The sequence below is a fragment of the Alteromonas sp. AWJ4_199 genome (assembly GCF_056159165.1).
This window is the reverse complement of the sequence record NZ_JBSWUR010000001.1, coordinates 2,712,023-2,727,697: the sequence shown is the minus strand read 5'-3', so window position 1 is coordinate 2,727,697 and position 15,675 is coordinate 2,712,023. Positions and strand designations below refer to the sequence as shown.

Here is a 15,675-nt window from a genome sequence, read left to right as displayed (position 1 = left end):
TTGATTACCAACGGTAGTGAGCAAACGCTTTGTTTGCTTCGGCCATACGGTGAACGTCTTCACGTTTCTTAACCGCTGAACCTTTATTATCTGCTGCGTCTAGCATTTCAGCCGCTAGGCGTTGTGCCATAGACTTTTCGCCACGTTTACGTGCAGCTTCTACCATCCAACGCATACCTAGCGCGTTACGACGAACTGGACGTACTTCAACTGGAACCTGATAAGTTGAACCACCAACACGACGAGACTTAACCTCTACTGTTGGGCGGATGTTATCAAGCGCTTCCTCGAAGATATCTAGGTGTGCTTTGCCGGTTTTTTCAGCAACAATATCAAGCGCACCGTAAACGATTCTTTCAGCGACTGACTTTTTGCCGTCGAGCATTACGACATTCATGAATTTCGCAAGCAGTTGTGAACCAAATTTTGGCTCTGGTAGGATTTTACGTTGACCTACGACTCTTCTTCTTGGCATTTTCTATTCTCCGTATGAATTCAGGGAAAACCCAAAACTCTTAAACTTCAGTTTGGCCTTACTAACGGAGAACCGTTAAGATTTAGGCTTCTTCGCGCCGTACTTAGAACGGGCTTGTCTACGATCGTTTACACCTGCGCAGTCAAGAGTACCGCGAACTGTGTGATAACGAACACCTGGTAGATCTTTAACACGACCACCACGGATAAGTACTACACTGTGCTCTTGTAGGTTGTGACCTTCACCACCGATGTATGAAGAAACTTCAAAACCGTTAGTTAGACGTACACGACATACTTTACGTAGTGCAGAGTTTGGTTTCTTAGGCGTAGTAGTATATACACGAGTACATACACCACGTCTTTGTGGACAAGCTTGTAGAGCAGCTACGTTGCTTTTTTCAACGGGCTTTCTACGCGGCTTGCGCACTAACTGGTTAACTGTTGCCATTAACTAGCTCCTGATTAAAAACTACGAAAACCCAATCACTGTGATTGGGTCCATATTAATGCGATTAATTGTTTAATCGCGCTTGTTTGTGAACATTGTGCTCGTCAATATTCACTGAGCGCTGATACGAAAAACCGCGACCGTTTATCGAGCCATTTGATGGCTATCCAAAATCGGGTCGCGGAATATTAAAGATCATCGCTCTGACTGTCAAGGTGTACAAAGCTTAAGCAGTTAATTTATCTGCAATCTGTACAACTTCACTGCCAAATTGTTAGGAGTACGTTAACGTACTCCTATGATCATGCCTTATTCGGCAGTATCTTCGTCTGCACCTGCATTAAGCGCTTCGGTTAGTGCCTGTTCTGCTTCAGCAGCAGATACTGACATTTCTTCGATTTGCTCTTTGCGTTTTTGTGCACGGCGTTCATGGTAAGCGAAACCGGTACCCGCTGGAATTAGACGACCAACGATTACGTTTTCTTTCAGACCGCGTAGGTCATCTTCTTTACCTTGAACCGCAGCTTCAGTTAGAACACGTGTTGTTTCTTGGAACGATGCCGCTGAGATAAATGACTCAGTAGACAGTGACGCTTTAGTGATACCAAGCAGCTGTGTTTCGTACTGCGCTGGGATCTTACCGTGTTTTTCAATTTCACGGTTAGCCACTTTAACGTTCGATACTTCAACCTGTTCACCTTCAAGGAACTGCGTATCGCCTGGATTAGTGATAATACACTTACGTAGCATCTGGCGGATAACTACTTCGATGTGCTTATCGTTAATCTTAACACCCTGTAGACGGTAAACTTCCTGAACTTCGTTCACGATGTAGTTTGCTACTGCTGAAATGCCACGTAAACGTAGGATATCGTGTGGAGACTCTGGACCATCGGCGATAACTTCGCCTTTTTCCACTTTCTCACCTTCGAACACGTTAAGCTGACGCCACTTAGGAATCATCTCTTCGTACGCGTCACCTTCAGCCGGTGTGATTACAAGACGCTTCTTACCTTTGGTCTCTTTACCAAAGCCGATAGTACCTGAGATTTCTGCAAGAATTGCAGGCTCTTTAGGCTTACGTGCTTCAAATAGGTCCGCTACGCGCGGTAGACCACCGGTGATATCACGAGTCTTCGAGCTTTCCTGCGGAATACGTGCTAACACGTCACCTTCGTTAGCCACTTTGCCTTCTTTCGCTTCGATTGTGGTGAAGCTTGGAAGACGAATTTCTTGAAGACCGAACTCGTCGCTTTCAAGAATTAGCTTAGGCTCTTTCGCGTTAACTTTCGCAAGGTCTTTAACAACGATACGTGTTAGACCAGTAAGCTCGTCTTGCTGCATTTCGGTGTTAGAGTCATCAATGTCTGCAAAGCTAATCTTAGCTGCACGTTCAGTGATGATTGGGTGACTATGCGGGTCCCAGTTAGCAACAATGTCGCCAGCTGCAATCGTTGCGCCGTCATCCACGCTAAGTACAGCACCGTAAGGTACTTTATAACGCTCTTTCTCACGGCCTTGCTCGTCGATAACAGTAAGTTCTGTTGAACGAGAAACAATAACCACTTTGCCGTCAGAGTTACGTACGAATTTCGCGTTGTGTAGCTTAAGGCTACCCGCCGTCTTAACTTGTACGCTGTTCTCAGCAGATGCTCGTGATGCCGCACCACCGATGTGGAACGTACGCATGGTAAGCTGTGTACCTGGCTCACCGATTGACTGTGCTGCAATAACACCAACCGATTCACCGCTACCCACCATGTGACCACGTGCAAGGTCACGTCCGTAACACTTAGCACAAACACCGAAGTCGTTGTCACAAGTGATTACCGAGCGAACCATGATTTGGTCAACAGAGTTAGCTTCAAGCATGTCTACTAACGCTTCGTCTAGAAGAACATTACGCTCAACTAGTACTTCGTCAGTACCTGGCTTAAGTACGTCTTCTGCTACCACACGACCTAGTACACGCTCGCGTAGCGGCTCAACAACGTCACCACCTTCGATTAGTGGTGTCATTTGAACACCTTCGAATGTGCCACAGTCGTCGTTTGTAATTACCAAGTCTTGTGCAACGTCTACTAGACGACGTGTTAGGTAACCCGAGTTAGCTGTCTTAAGTGCGGTATCCGCTAGACCTTTACGAGCACCGTGAGTTGAGATGAAGTACTGTAGTACGTTCAGACCTTCACGGAAGTTCGCCGTAATTGGTGTTTCGATGATTGAGCCATCTGGCTTAGCCATCAGACCACGCATACCTGCTAGCTGACGAATCTGAGCGGCACTACCACGAGCACCCGAGTCGGCCATCATGTAAACAGAGTTAAATGATGATTGCTCTTCTTCTTCGCCATCGCGGTTAATTACGATGTCAGTCTTAAGGTTATCCATCATGGCCTTAGCAACTTTTTCGTTGGCATTTGACCAGATATCGATAACTTTGTTGTAACGCTCACCCGCGGTAACAAGACCGTTTTGGAACTGTTCCTGAATTTCAATAACTTCTGCTTCTGCTGCGTCGATGATGTCTTTCTTAGCAGCAGGGATAACCATATCGTCGATACCAACAGACGCACCCGCGATCATCGCGTAGTGGAAACCGGTATACATGATTTGGTCAGCAGCAATTACTGTGTCTTTCAGACCTAGCGTACGGTAACAAGCATTCAATAGTTTTGAAATTTGCTTCTTGCCCATCGCTTGGTTGATGATTTCAAATGGCAGACCCTTTGGAAGGATCAATGAGAAAATCGCACGACCAACAGTAGTGTCAGTTAGGGTTACTTTCTCAGTTTTGTTGCCATCTTCATCGATGTCATATTCAGTAATACGTACTTTAACGCGAGAGTGAAGCTCAGCATTACCTGTACGGTATGCTTTTTCTGCTTCATTCGGGCTGGTAAATACCATGCCTTCGCCTAAGCCGTTTACTTTGTCACGCGTTAGGTAATAAAGACCTAATACAACGTCCTGTGAAGGTACGATGATTGGCTCACCGTTCGCTGGTGACAGGATGTTGTTCGTTGACATCATAAGTGCACGTGCTTCTAGCTGTGCTTCGATTGTCAACGGTACGTGTACCGCCATTTGGTCACCATCGAAGTCGGCGTTGTACGCCGCACACACTAGCGGGTGAAGCTGAATCGCTTTACCTTCGATTAGTGTAGGTTCGAATGCTTGGATACCCAAACGGTGAAGTGTAGGTGCACGGTTAAGTAGTACCGGGTGTTCGCGGATAACGTCGTCTAGTACGTCCCAAACCTCTGGTGCTTCGCGCTCTACTAGCTTTTTAGCTGCTTTGATTGTTGTTGCAAGACCACGACCTTCAAGCTTACCGTAGATAAACGGCTTGAATAGCTCAAGTGCCATCTTCTTAGGAAGACCACACTGGTGAAGACGTAGCGTTGGACCAACGGTAATTACAGAACGGCCTGAGTAGTCAACACGCTTACCAAGAAGGTTTTGACGGAAACGACCTTGCTTACCTTTGATCATGTCTGCAAGCGACTTAAGTGGACGCTTGTTAGAACCGGTAATCGCACGACCACGACGTCCGTTATCTAGAAGCGCATCTACAGACTCTTGAAGCATACGCTTTTCGTTGCGTACGATAATGTCTGGAGCAGCTAGGTCTAGAAGACGCTTAAGACGGTTGTTACGGTTGATTACACGACGGTATAGGTCGTTAAGGTCAGACGTTGCAAAACGGCCGCCATCTAGTGGTACTAGAGGACGTAGATCTGGTGGAAGTACCGGAAGAACCGTCATGATCATCCACTCAGGCTTATTACCAGACTGTTGGAATGACTCAAGTAACTTAAGACGCTTAGTAATCTTCTTACGCTTAGTTTCAGAGTTGATTGAAGGCAGTTCTTCACGCATAGCCGCAACATCTGCGTCTACGTCTAGAACCGTTAGAAGGTCGAATACTGCTTCAGCACCCATCTTCGCTTCAAACTCGTCACCGTGCTCTTCAAGTGCATCCAAGTACTCTTCTTCGTTAAGAAGTTGGCTGCGCTCAAGCGTCGTCATACCTGGCTCTGTTACCACGTATGATTCAAAGTAAAGTACACGTTCAATATCACGAAGTGTCATATCAAGCATAAGGCCGATACGAGACGGTAGTGATTTAAGGAACCAGATGTGTGCAACCGGGCTAGCTAGCTCGATGTGACCCATACGCTCACGACGTACTTTAGTCAGTGTAACTTCAACGCCACACTTCTCACAGATAACACCACGGTGCTTAAGGCGCTTGTACTTACCGCAAAGACACTCATAGTCTTTAACCGGACCAAAGATACGCGCACAGAACAAACCGTCACGCTCAGGCTTGAACGTACGGTAGTTGATTGTTTCAGGCTTTTTAACTTCACCAAATGACCATGAACGAATCATGTCAGGTGAAGACAGACCGATTCGAATATTATCGAATTCTTCAGTCTTGTTTTGTTGCTTTAGAAACTTTAATAAGTCTTTCACATTACTCTCCCAGCGGAGTCAGTCTCTAGAGCCCGGCGCAAGCACCGGGCCATCTCATAACATTACGCGGCGATTGCCGTATTACTTTTCTTCAAGCTCGATGTTGATACCCAACGAGCGAATTTCTTTAAGTAGTACGTTGAATGACTCTGGCATGCCAGGCTCCATTCTGTGGTCGCCATCGACGATGTTCTTGTACATCTTGGTACGGCCGTTAACGTCATCTGACTTAACAGTAAGCATTTCCTGAAGGGTATATGCTGCACCGTATGCTTCAAGTGCCCACACTTCCATCTCACCGAAGCGCTGACCACCGAACTGTGCTTTACCACCAAGAGGCTGCTGTGTAACAAGGCTGTAAGAACCAGTAGAACGCGCGTGCATCTTGTCGTCTACTAAGTGGTTCAGTTTCAGCATGTACATGTAACCAACCGTAACTGGACGCTCAAACTCGCGACCGGTACGACCGTCGAACAATGAAATCTGACCGCTTTCTGGAATATCAGCAAGCTTCAGCATTTCTTTGATTTCAGATTCACGAGCACCGTCGAATACAGGCGTTGCTACTGGAACACCCTTACGAAGGTTTTCAGCTAGACGACGTACTTCGTGGTCTGTAAAGCTATCGATGTCAACTTCTTGGTGATTCTCACCAAGCTCGTACACCTTCTTCAAGAACTCACGCAGTTCAGCTAGCTCACGCTGCTCTTTAATCATGCGATCAATCTTCACACCAAGACCGTGCGCAGCCATACCCAAGTGAGTTTCTAGGATCTGACCGATGTTCATACGAGACGGTACACCTAGTGGGTTAAGAACGATATCTACCGGCGTACCGTTAGCATCGTATGGCATGTCTTCTACAGGCTGGATAGTCGAGATAACACCTTTGTTACCGTGACGTCCGGCCATCTTGTCACCCGGTTGGATGTGACGCTTAACCGCAAGGTAAACCTTAACAATCTTAAGTACGCCAGGCGCTAGGTCATCACCTTGTGTGATCTTACGACGCTTAGTTTCAAACTTCTTATCGAAGTCCGCTTTAATTTCAGCGTGTTGATCAGCGATTTGGTCTAGTTCTAGCTGTGCATCTTCGCTGTTAAGTGCAATTTCAAACCACTTTTCACGCGGTAGGCTGTCAAGCTTAGCTTGGTCAACACCAGCACGCAGAAGTGCAGTTTGTGCACGGGCAAAGATGCCGTCAGCAAGAATTTCGAACTCATCAGTAAGGTCTTTCTTAACCTGACGTAACTGCATGTCTTCGATTTCTAGCGCGCGCTTGTCTTTCTCTACACCATCACGGGTAAATACTTGAACGTCAATTACCGTACCATGAACAGAGTTAGGTACACGTAGCGACGTATCTTTAACGTCAGACGCTTTTTCACCGAAGATTGCACGTAGTAGTTTCTCTTCTGGCGTAAGCTGAGTTTCACCTTTAGGCGTTACTTTACCTACTAGGATGTCACCGCCTTTCACTTCCGCACCAATGTAAACAACACCTGATTCATCAAGCTTGCTTAGTGCAGATTCACCCACGTTCGGGATATCAGAAGAAATTTCTTCTGGCCCAAGCTTAGTATCACGAGCGATACAGCTAAGCTCTTGAATGTGGATTGTAGTGAATCGGTCTTCCTGTGCTACACGCTCAGAAATAAGGATTGAATCCTCGAAGTTGTAACCATTCCACGGCATGAACGCGATACGCATGTTCTGACCAAGTGCAAGGTCACCTAGGTCTGTTGAAGGACCGTCAGCTAGCACGTCGCCAGTAACAATCGGGTCGCCAACACTACAGGTAGGCTTCTGATTGATACAAGTGTTCTGGTTAGAACGCGTGTATTTAGTCAGGTTGTAGATATCGATACCCGCTTCACCAGGAAGCATTTCATCTTCGTCTACTTTAATTACGATACGGCTGGCATCAACATAGTCAACCACACCACCGCGCTTAGCAACTACAGTAACACCTGAGTCAACCGCGATAGTTCTTTCCATACCGGTACCAACTAGCGGCTTATCAGCGCGTAGTGTAGGTACTGCCTGACGTTGCATGTTCGCACCCATAAGTGCACGGTTTGCGTCATCGTGCTCTAGGAATGGAATAATGCTCGCAGCAATTGAAACGATTTGCTGTGGTGAAACGTCCATGTATTTGATGTCTTCAGTTGGCATCAAAGTAGTTTCACCGCGGTGACGACATGGAATTAGGTCGTCTACCAACTCGCCATTCTCTGTCAGCGCAATGTTAGCCTGAGCGATTGCGAATTGACCTTCTTCAATTGCAGATAAGTAATCGATTTCGTCTGTTACCACACCGTCAACAATGCGACGGAAAGGTGTTTCAAGGAAACCGAAGTCATTGGTACGCGCGAAGCTTGCCAATGAGTTAATAAGACCGATGTTCGGGCCTTCCGGCGTTTCGATTGGACATAGACGACCATAGTGAGTCGGGTGTACGTCTCGAACTTCGAAGCCTGCACGTTCACGTGTAAGACCACCCGGGCCTAATGCAGAAATACGACGCTTGTGCGTTACTTCTGATAGCGGGTTGTTTTGGTCCATGAACTGAGAAAGCTGAGATGAACCGAAGAACTCTTTAACCGCAGCCGAGATAGGCTTAGCGTTAATTAGGTCCTGTGGCATTACGTTGTCTAGATCGCCTAAGCTTAGGCGCTCTTTAACTGCACGTTCTACACGTACAAGACCAACGCGGAATTGGTTCTCTGCCATTTCACCAACAGAACGGATACGACGGTTACCTAGGTGATCGATATCATCTACTTCGTCTTTACCGTCACGAATCATTATTAGCTGCTTCATTACAGAAATAATGTCTTCTTTATCTAGCGTGCCTGAACCAATAAGTTCTTCACGACCGAGACGGCGGTTGAACTTCATGCGGCCAACAGAAGATAGGTCGTAACGTTCGTCAGAGAAGAACAAGTTATCGAACAAGGTTTCAGCTGCGTCTTTTGTTGGTGGCTCACCAGGGCGCATCATACGATAAATTTCAACTAGCGCTTCTAGGCGGTTAGTTGAAGAGTCGATACGAAGTGTATCTGAAATATATGAACCGTGGTCAAGTTCGTTGATGTAAAGCGTTTCGAACTCTTTGATACCCGCTTGGCTTAGCGCCGCTAGGTTTTCAAGAGTAAGTTCTTCGTTCGCACTTACAATAACTTCGCCAGTATCTTCGTTTACGTAGGTAGCAGCGTATACGCGGCCAATTAGGTAATCAGCTGGAACTTCTAGCTCAGTAAGACCGGCTTTCTCTAGTGCACGAGTATGACGTGCTGAGATACGACGACCCGTTTCAACAACAACGTTGCCTTCACCGTCAATGATGTCAAATGCAGCAGTTTCACCACGAAGGCGATCTGGAACCACTTCCATCATCAACTTGTCTTTATTGATACGTATGCCAACTTTGTCGAAGAAAGTATCAAGGATTTCTTCAGACGTCATTTCAAGTGCGCGCAAAATAATAGTTGCAGGCAATTTACGACGACGGTCAATACGTACAAATAGGTTATCTTTCGGGTCAAACTCGAAGTCTAACCACGAACCACGGTAAGGAATTACACGTGCGTTATAAAGCACTTTACCTGACGAGTGGGTTTTACCTTTGTCGTGATCAAAGAATACACCAGGTGAACGGTGTAGCTGTGACACGATAACACGCTCAGTACCATTGATAACGAACGTACCGTTCTCAGTCATCAACGGGATCTCGCCCATGTACACTTCTTGTTCTTTAATATCTTTTACGGTACCTGGGGCAGCGTCTTTATCGAACAACACTAACCGTAGTTTTACTCTTAACGGAGCAGAGAAAGTTACGCCACGAATTTGACATTCTTTAACGTCGAAAACTGGCTCTCCCAGGCGGTAGCTTACATATTGAAGCTCTGAACTACCTGAGTAGCTTTTAATTGGAAAAACGGAACGAAATGCTGCTTCCAAACCGTATTGAGCTTCCGGATCGGTCTCAATAAACTTTTTGAAAGAATCAAGCTGAATTGAAAGAAGGTATGGAATTTCCAGTACCTGTGGGCGTTTGCCAAAATCCTTACGGATACGTTTCTTTTCGCTATAAGAGTAAACCATGGGTTCCTCAGCCTGCTGATTTATGACCCAACCTGCTGCAAAATGCTTTAAAACGCGTGCTATGGGCTAAAAGCTGCGTTTCAAATGGCGCACTAAGCAACAAACTTCCACAACCCTTTTTCGGGCAGATACACCAGCATACAACAAAATTTAACCAATTATTAGTTAACTTGTTGGATTTTTATGCTTTTTATGGGTATTTCCGAATAGCGCTTAAAGTAGTGTAACCAAGGGTTAGTTTCTACACACTATACAGCGCAAAAAGGCTGGTGGTTCAAAAAACCACCAGCCTTGCCGTCTCAGGCAATAATCTGACTAGGTCAGATTACTTGATTTCTACTTCTGCACCAGCTTCTTCAAGCTCTTTCTTAAGTGCTTCAGCTTCATCTTTGCTTACGCCTTCTTTGATAGCTTTAGGAGCAGACTCAACTACTTCTTTAGCTTCTTTAAGACCTAGGCCAGTCGCGCCGCGAACTGCTTTGATAACTGCAACTTTGTTGCCACCGAATGATGTCATTACAACGTCGAATTCAGTCTTTTCTTCTGCAGCAGCAGCGTCGCCGCCAGCAGCTGGACCAGCAACAGCAACAGCAGCTGCAGCAGATACGTTGAATTTCTCTTCAGCCGCTTCAATTAGTTCTACCAGTTCCATTACCGGCATTTCAGCGATTGCGTTTAAGATATCTTCTTTAGTTAGAGCCATGTTCTCTAAACTCCTGGGTATAAAATGTTAAAAAAATCAATATGCCAAAAACGCCAATTACTTGGTGTCTTTGACCGCCGCCAATACGCGCACAAACTTGCCAGGAACTTCGTTGATTGTTTGAACGAATTTCCCAACTGGTGCTTTGAAGGTTGCAAGTAGTTTCGCAAGCGCTTCGTCGCGGGTAGGTAGTGCTGCAACTGCGTCCAATTTCTCTGGACCAAGAAGACCGCTACCAATAGATAGTGCTGTAACTTTAAGCTTATCGTTAGTCTTACCGAAGTCTTTGAAAAGACGTGCCGCACCGCCTGGTGCGTCGATAGAGAAACCATAGATAAGCGGGCCAGTTAAGGCGCTGTCTAAGTCTGCAAATTGACTGTCTGCTAGAGCACGCTTTGCAAGAGTGTTACGTACAACCTTTAGGTATACGCCTTGCTCACGAGCTTTAACACGTAGGTCAGTCAGTTCTGCAACTTCCATCCCACGGTATTCAGCAACGGCTACGGATAGAGCGCGAGACGCAACTTCAGAAACTTCTGCTACGATCTCTTTTTTTGCTGCTAAACCTAGTGCCACTGAGTTCACCTCTTTGTATCTGACTTTGTGTGTAGTTACCTACTCACGCCGTCAGGGTTCACAGATTGATACCAACCCTCATGGTTGATACCGCTCTACGGTGTTTGTTACCCCAGAGAGTCTGAGTCAAACCACCGTCTGCGCAGGTTGTTGTATTAAGCAGTATGTTGACTGTGAAAGTTCTCTTACCTCTTTCACCACACCGCACCTGCGGTCTAGGACGGGAGCTGCTTATTAGCACTGCTAATTGTCACAGCTCCAACCCATAACCTTTAAGAGATTTCGATGAGCCTAAGCTCAGCGAAATTAAAGACCTACAGAAGCCTTATCAAGAGCAACACCAGCACCCATTGTAGTGCTTAGGCTGATCTTCTTGATGTATGTACCTTTAGCAGAAGAAGGCTTAGCTTTCTTCAGTGCTTCAAGTAGCGCCTCAAGGTTTTCTTGAATTTGGTTCGCTTCGAACGCAATCTTACCGATGCTAGCGTGGATGATACCGTTCTTATCGTTACGGTAGCGTACCTGACCAGCTTTAGCGTTCTTAACTGCCGTTGCAACGTCAGGCGTTACAGTGCCAGTTTTAGGGTTAGGCATAAGGCCACGTGGACCTAAGATTTGACCTAGCTGACCAACAACACGCATCGCGTCTGGGCTAGCAACTACTACGTCAAAGTTCATTTCGCCTTTCTTAACTTGCTCAGCTAAGTCGTCCATACCAACGATGTCTGCACCAGCTTCTTTCGCTGCTTCAGCATTTGCGCCTTGAGTAAATACTGCAACGCGAACGTCTTTGCCAGTACCGTTAGGTAGCACAGTTGCACCACGAACGTTTTGGTCAGATTTCTTCGCATCGATACCAAGGTTTACAGATACGTCAACGCTTTCCGCGAACTTAGCAGTTGCTAGTTCTTTAAGAAGCGCTACTGCTTCGTTGATTTCGTACTCTTTAGTAGAGTCAACTTTGTCGCGTATTAGGCGAGCGCGTTTAGTTAATTTAGCCATTCGATTAATCCTCTACGTTCAAGCCCATTGAGCGAGCAGAACCCGCGATAGTGCGTACCGCTGCATCTAGATCAGCTGCAGTAAGGTCTGGCTCTTTAGTTTTAGCAATCTCTTCCAACTGAGCGCGAGTAACTTTACCCACTTTTTCAGTGTTAGGACGGCCAGAACCACTCTTGATGCCCGCTGCTTTCTTAAGCAGGTAAGACGCAGGAGGAGTCTTAGTTTCGAATGTGAAAGAGCGATCTTCGTATACAGTAATTTCTACTGGTACTGGAGCGCCTTTCTCAAGACTTTCAGTTTTTGCGTTGAAAGCCTTACAGAATTCCATGATGTTTACACCGTGCTGACCTAGTGCAGGACCAACCGGTGGACTTGGGTTAGCAGCGCCAGCTGCAACCTGAAGCTTGATAATACCGCTTACTTTTTTAGCCATTTTACATGCTCTCTTGTTTGGGTCTAACGCCTCGCAAATACAGAGATTATTTGCTCAATCGGCTTCCCGTTTCCGTTTAAAAGGGCGCGCATTATATAAGGTGATTAATTACTATGCAAGGGCTATTTAGAATAAAAAACCATCGAAAGGTCAGTATTTTTATCGCTAAAGTGATTCAAAGTTTATATAGCTTCACACGGGTCGTGCGAACGCGTCTATATTCATTTAAATAAGGATTAATTAACAATGGAAAAACTAACTGAGTTAAACAATGATGAGATACCCCCTTTGCCCCACGATATTTTCGCAAAAGCATTTTCCAAGCACGAATAAAGTTCTTCTCACATTTTTTGTATTAGGAAGAGCTCATTTAACTACTTAAACACTGTGGACTGCGACAGCTGATTGTTGATTATTTAACCACCATGATCTACAACTAAAGTATAAGTTAAGGAGCTGACATGACAGAGCAAAATATTGCAAATCGAATAGCATGCAAGAATATCGATATTGACGCTAGTTCATTCCATCAAACTATCTTGCTAGAGCTTGAAAAGCTTTTAGAGGACGTTATTGGATATGAAGAGTCGAAAAGCTTCATCAGTATTGTTGCAGATAAATTGGGAGAGTTGCTGTACAACAAATACAAGGTTGAGATAAATGATGACGCCATGACGTTAGATACTATTGCCCATGTTTTAGTTGATTTAAAGCGAAGAATAGGGGGACGGTTTCGGGTGTCTGAGGTTTCTAAAAATGAAATTGTTTTGCTCAATACAAAATGTCCATTTGGTGTAAATGTAGTAGGCAAACGTCCGCTTTGCTCAATGACGGCGAATGTCTTTGGAAAAATTGTGTCAACGGAATTCTCGTATGCCGCTGTTGAATTGAAGAAGACAATTGCAAACGGAGATGGTCATTGCCACATAGTTATTCATTTAGAGCCAAACAGCGATGATATCGGAGGACTTAATGAGTATTTCGGTTGACCACGCCAAGATTGTTGATGATGTGAGTCTTCGTTCTTTACTGGACAATATTACTGAGCCTGCTGTTATTGCAGCCATGGATGGAGAGATACTTAATTACAATCGCCAACTTTATTATAAAGTGCCAAAAATCATTACCAAAGACAATATTCAACAAATTTTTTGCCTCACATCTAATGTCTACGATACTGAAAATATTCTAGAAGTAGCGACAATAGCTACAAAGAGAACTGGTTTATTCCCAGTTAAGTTGAAGTTGGAACTTGACAGCTGCGGTGTTCAAAAAAGCGTACCAGGCTATATATCCGCGCTGCGTTATAAAGAGTCTGGATTACCAGCGGCAATGCTTGTGCAGCTTGATGAACATTTACTTAAAATTACATCCCGCTTTAGGGAGATGCAAGAGGCTGAAATTAATCACGCTAGAAAGGCACGTATTGCCTCCCTTAAAGCAACAACAGATGAACTAACAGGGCTAAAGAACCGCCGTTTTTTAAACACATCTCTAGAATATCAATGGCATTCGACCAAAAGAAGTAGTGAAGATGCAGTAATAGCCCTTTTTGACATAGACCATTTCAAAAAAATTAACGATGTTTATGGTCATGACTCTGGTGATATAGCTTTGAGGGTATTTGCATCTTGTCTAGAAGGTGAGGCTCGTGCTGCCGATATTGTAGGCCGCTGGGGGGGAGAAGAGTTTATGGTCATTCTCAGCAACTGTACAGAAGATGAAGCAGCACTGTTTCTCTCTAGAGCAATGAAAAAATTACGAGAAAGTGTAGTTAAAACCAGTAGAGAAACTCTTAGAATGACCGCCAGCGCTGGGTACTGTTCACTATCAAAGGCTTTATCGCCTGAAGATGCCATAGCCAAAGCTGATAAGGCACTTTACAAAGCAAAGAGCAACGGGCGTGATCAATTTATCAAGTACACATGAAACTAAAGATAAATCACCAATGTTTATAGATGTAGTGGAAGCCGTTTCATACTGTCTACAGGCTCTGTAGTGATAGGTTTTAACTGAAGAGACCGCACGCCAACAATAAACTTTAACTGTGTTAGTGAATGACTAATCACTTTCATCTCGCTAAACACTCAGCGCCTTACCTCTCAATCGCCTGCAATACACGGTCTGCCTATTTTTGTTGTTTTGCTAGCAATATAGTAGAAGAGGAAATTCAATTAACTTATTCGACAAATAAAAAAGCCCCTATGTAATAGGGGCTTTTTCAAAATTGCAAGTCGTTGTTAGCTTTAGCCTTTCTCTACCTGACCAAATTCTAGGTCTACTGGTGTAGAACGACCGAAGATAAGTACCGATACTTTTACGCGGCTCTTTTCGTAGTCGACTTCTTCTACCACACCGTTGAAGTCTGCAAATGGACCGTCGGTAACGCGAACCACTTCGCCTGGCTCGAACAATGTTTTTGGTCTTGGCTTATCAACATTTTCTTCAAGGCGATTTAGGATAGCGTCTGCTTCTTTTTGCGTAATTGGCATAGGACGGTCTGATGTACCGCCGATGAAACCCAATACGCGAGGAACGCTTTTCACTAAGTGCCATGACTCTTCGGTCATCGCCATTTCTACCAATACATAACCCGGGTAGAACTTACGCTCTGATTTGCGCTTTTGACCTGCACGCATTTCAACGACTTCTTCTGTTGGTACTAGTACCTGACCGAAGTAGTCTTCCATGTTGTGCATTTTTATATATTCAAGCAGCGTCTTCTTAACGCGAGCTTCGTATTGCGAATAGGCTTGAACTACGTACCATCTTTTCTTTACTGCTTCTTCTTCAGACATACGTTTATGCTCCTATTCCAGTAATAAAGCCAACTACACGAACGATGATGCCGTCTAGTCCCCATAAAATTAGTGCCATAACTAACGTCGCTGCAAGTACGATAAGCGTAGTTTGGTTCGCCTCTTGACGGGTTGGCCATACTACTTTGCGAACTTCTGTGCGAGACTCTTTAGCAAAGCTCAAGAAGGTACTACCTTTTTCGGTAGTTGCCGCGATGAAACCAGCTATACCAACTACTACTACAATCGCGATGGCACGGTATAGTACCGAGATCTCACCGTACATTGTGTTAGCGGTTACTAAACCGGCAAGCAGTGCAAAAACCACTACCCATTTAAACATGTCCAATGCATTGGACTGATTTTCCGTCTTTTCGCTCATGTTACGATCCTAGCACTACAGCGTCGTTGTTTTACGCACTTATTCGATGCGCAATTTAAAATTCTTCGTTTAAGTAAATTTGGCAGGGGTGGAGGGACTCGAACCCCCAACCATCGGTTTTGGAGACCGCTGTTCTACCAATTCGAACTACACCCCTGTGGTGTCTATGTCGCAAAATTTACTTACACTGCCCTTGGGAGTTGTGCGTCTTTTCTTAGGAAAGTGCGGTATCGCAAGGGAGGGACGCGTATTATACTTAACCAC

Annotated in this window: 12 protein-coding genes and 1 tRNA gene; 2 read left to right on the top strand and 11 right to left on the bottom strand. The window is 45.1% G+C overall.

What is annotated here, in order from left to right:
- Positions 1-4: 4 nt before the first annotated feature.
- From rpsG to rplK, 8 genes are all read right to left on the bottom strand, one after another.
- Complete coding sequence (gene rpsG / locus ACXAER_RS11955) at positions 5-475, bottom strand: 30S ribosomal protein S7 (protein WP_014980519.1); 471 nt, start codon at positions 473-475, stop codon at positions 5-7.
- A gap of 75 nt (positions 476-550) precedes the next feature.
- Positions 551-925 carry a 30S ribosomal protein S12 gene (rpsL, locus tag ACXAER_RS11950; protein WP_025257518.1) on the bottom strand — a complete coding sequence of 125 codons (375 nt, stop codon included), beginning with the start codon at positions 923-925 and terminating at the stop codon, positions 551-553.
- 309 nt (positions 926-1,234) lie between these two features.
- Complete coding sequence (rpoC, locus tag ACXAER_RS11945; protein WP_474829500.1) at positions 1,235-5,407, bottom strand: DNA-directed RNA polymerase subunit beta'; 4,173 nt, start codon at positions 5,405-5,407, stop codon at positions 1,235-1,237.
- Between the two features lie 81 nt (positions 5,408-5,488).
- Positions 5,489-9,517, bottom strand: a complete 4,029-nt coding sequence (rpoB, locus tag ACXAER_RS11940; RefSeq protein WP_474829498.1) for a DNA-directed RNA polymerase subunit beta — start codon at positions 9,515-9,517, stop codon at positions 5,489-5,491.
- Between the two features lie 325 nt (positions 9,518-9,842).
- Positions 9,843-10,220 carry a 50S ribosomal protein L7/L12 gene (gene rplL, locus ACXAER_RS11935; RefSeq protein ID WP_015068303.1) on the bottom strand — a complete coding sequence of 126 codons (378 nt, stop codon included), beginning with the start codon at positions 10,218-10,220 and terminating at the stop codon, positions 9,843-9,845.
- 57 nt (positions 10,221-10,277) lie between these two features.
- Positions 10,278-10,796 (bottom strand): 50S ribosomal protein L10, encoded by a 519-nt coding sequence (gene rplJ / locus ACXAER_RS11930; protein WP_014951041.1) that lies wholly within the window; start codon positions 10,794-10,796, stop codon positions 10,278-10,280.
- A gap of 306 nt (positions 10,797-11,102) precedes the next feature.
- Positions 11,103-11,798, bottom strand: coding sequence for a 50S ribosomal protein L1 (gene rplA / locus ACXAER_RS11925; RefSeq protein WP_014951042.1), 696 nt, complete (start codon positions 11,796-11,798; stop codon positions 11,103-11,105).
- 4 nt (positions 11,799-11,802) lie between these two features.
- The gene (gene rplK / locus ACXAER_RS11920; RefSeq protein ID WP_014951043.1) at positions 11,803-12,231 is read right to left on the bottom strand and encodes a 50S ribosomal protein L11; all 429 of its coding nucleotides are present in this window, start codon (positions 12,229-12,231) and stop codon (positions 11,803-11,805) included.
- Between the two features lie 461 nt (positions 12,232-12,692).
- Here rplK and ACXAER_RS11915 point away from each other — a divergent pair, with 461 nt between their 5' ends.
- Both ACXAER_RS11915 and ACXAER_RS11910 read left to right on the top strand, forming a co-directional pair.
- Positions 12,693-13,220, top strand: coding sequence for a methanogen output domain 1-containing protein (locus ACXAER_RS11915; protein WP_474829495.1), 528 nt, complete (start codon positions 12,693-12,695; stop codon positions 13,218-13,220).
- Positions 13,204-14,160, top strand: coding sequence for a GGDEF domain-containing protein (locus ACXAER_RS11910; RefSeq protein WP_474829493.1), 957 nt, complete (start codon positions 13,204-13,206; stop codon positions 14,158-14,160). Before ACXAER_RS11915 ends, ACXAER_RS11910 begins: the two co-directional genes overlap by 17 nt.
- A gap of 317 nt (positions 14,161-14,477) precedes the next feature.
- Here ACXAER_RS11910 and nusG read toward each other — a convergent pair whose 3' ends face one another.
- From nusG to ACXAER_RS11895, 3 genes are all read right to left on the bottom strand, one after another.
- Positions 14,478-15,029 carry a transcription termination/antitermination protein NusG gene (gene nusG / locus ACXAER_RS11905; RefSeq protein WP_015068310.1) on the bottom strand — a complete coding sequence of 184 codons (552 nt, stop codon included), beginning with the start codon at positions 15,027-15,029 and terminating at the stop codon, positions 14,478-14,480.
- A gap of 4 nt (positions 15,030-15,033) precedes the next feature.
- Positions 15,034-15,411: a preprotein translocase subunit SecE gene (secE, locus tag ACXAER_RS11900; RefSeq protein ID WP_020744440.1), complete on the bottom strand. Its 378-nt coding sequence runs from the start codon at positions 15,409-15,411 to the stop codon at positions 15,034-15,036.
- Positions 15,412-15,491: 80 nt separating this feature from the next.
- A tRNA-Trp gene (locus ACXAER_RS11895) sits at positions 15,492-15,568 on the bottom strand.
- Between the last annotated feature and the right edge of the window lie 107 nt (positions 15,569-15,675).

What these genes read in the sequence shown, in the direction of transcription:
- ACXAER_RS11915 (WP_474829495.1), top strand. Translation starts at nt 12,693, where the DNA reads ATGACAGAGCAAAATATTGCAAATCGAATAGCATGCAAGAATATCGAT.
- rplA (WP_014951042.1), bottom strand. Translation starts at nt 11,798, where the DNA reads ATGGCTAAATTAACTAAACGCGCTCGCCTAATACGCGACAAAGTTGAC.
- rplK (WP_014951043.1), bottom strand. Translation starts at nt 12,231, where the DNA reads ATGGCTAAAAAAGTAAGCGGTATTATCAAGCTTCAGGTTGCAGCTGGC.
- secE (WP_020744440.1), bottom strand. Translation starts at nt 15,411, where the DNA reads ATGAGCGAAAAGACGGAAAATCAGTCCAATGCATTGGACATGTTTAAA.
- rpsG (WP_014980519.1), bottom strand. Translation starts at nt 475, where the DNA reads ATGCCAAGAAGAAGAGTCGTAGGTCAACGTAAAATCCTACCAGAGCCA.
- nusG (WP_015068310.1), bottom strand. Translation starts at nt 15,029, where the DNA reads ATGTCTGAAGAAGAAGCAGTAAAGAAAAGATGGTACGTAGTTCAAGCC.
- rpoB (WP_474829498.1), bottom strand. Translation starts at nt 9,517, where the DNA reads ATGGTTTACTCTTATAGCGAAAAGAAACGTATCCGTAAGGATTTTGGC.
- ACXAER_RS11910 (WP_474829493.1), top strand. Translation starts at nt 13,204, where the DNA reads ATGAGTATTTCGGTTGACCACGCCAAGATTGTTGATGATGTGAGTCTT.
- rplL (WP_015068303.1), bottom strand. Translation starts at nt 10,220, where the DNA reads ATGGCTCTAACTAAAGAAGATATCTTAAACGCAATCGCTGAAATGCCG.
- rpsL (WP_025257518.1), bottom strand. Translation starts at nt 925, where the DNA reads ATGGCAACAGTTAACCAGTTAGTGCGCAAGCCGCGTAGAAAGCCCGTT.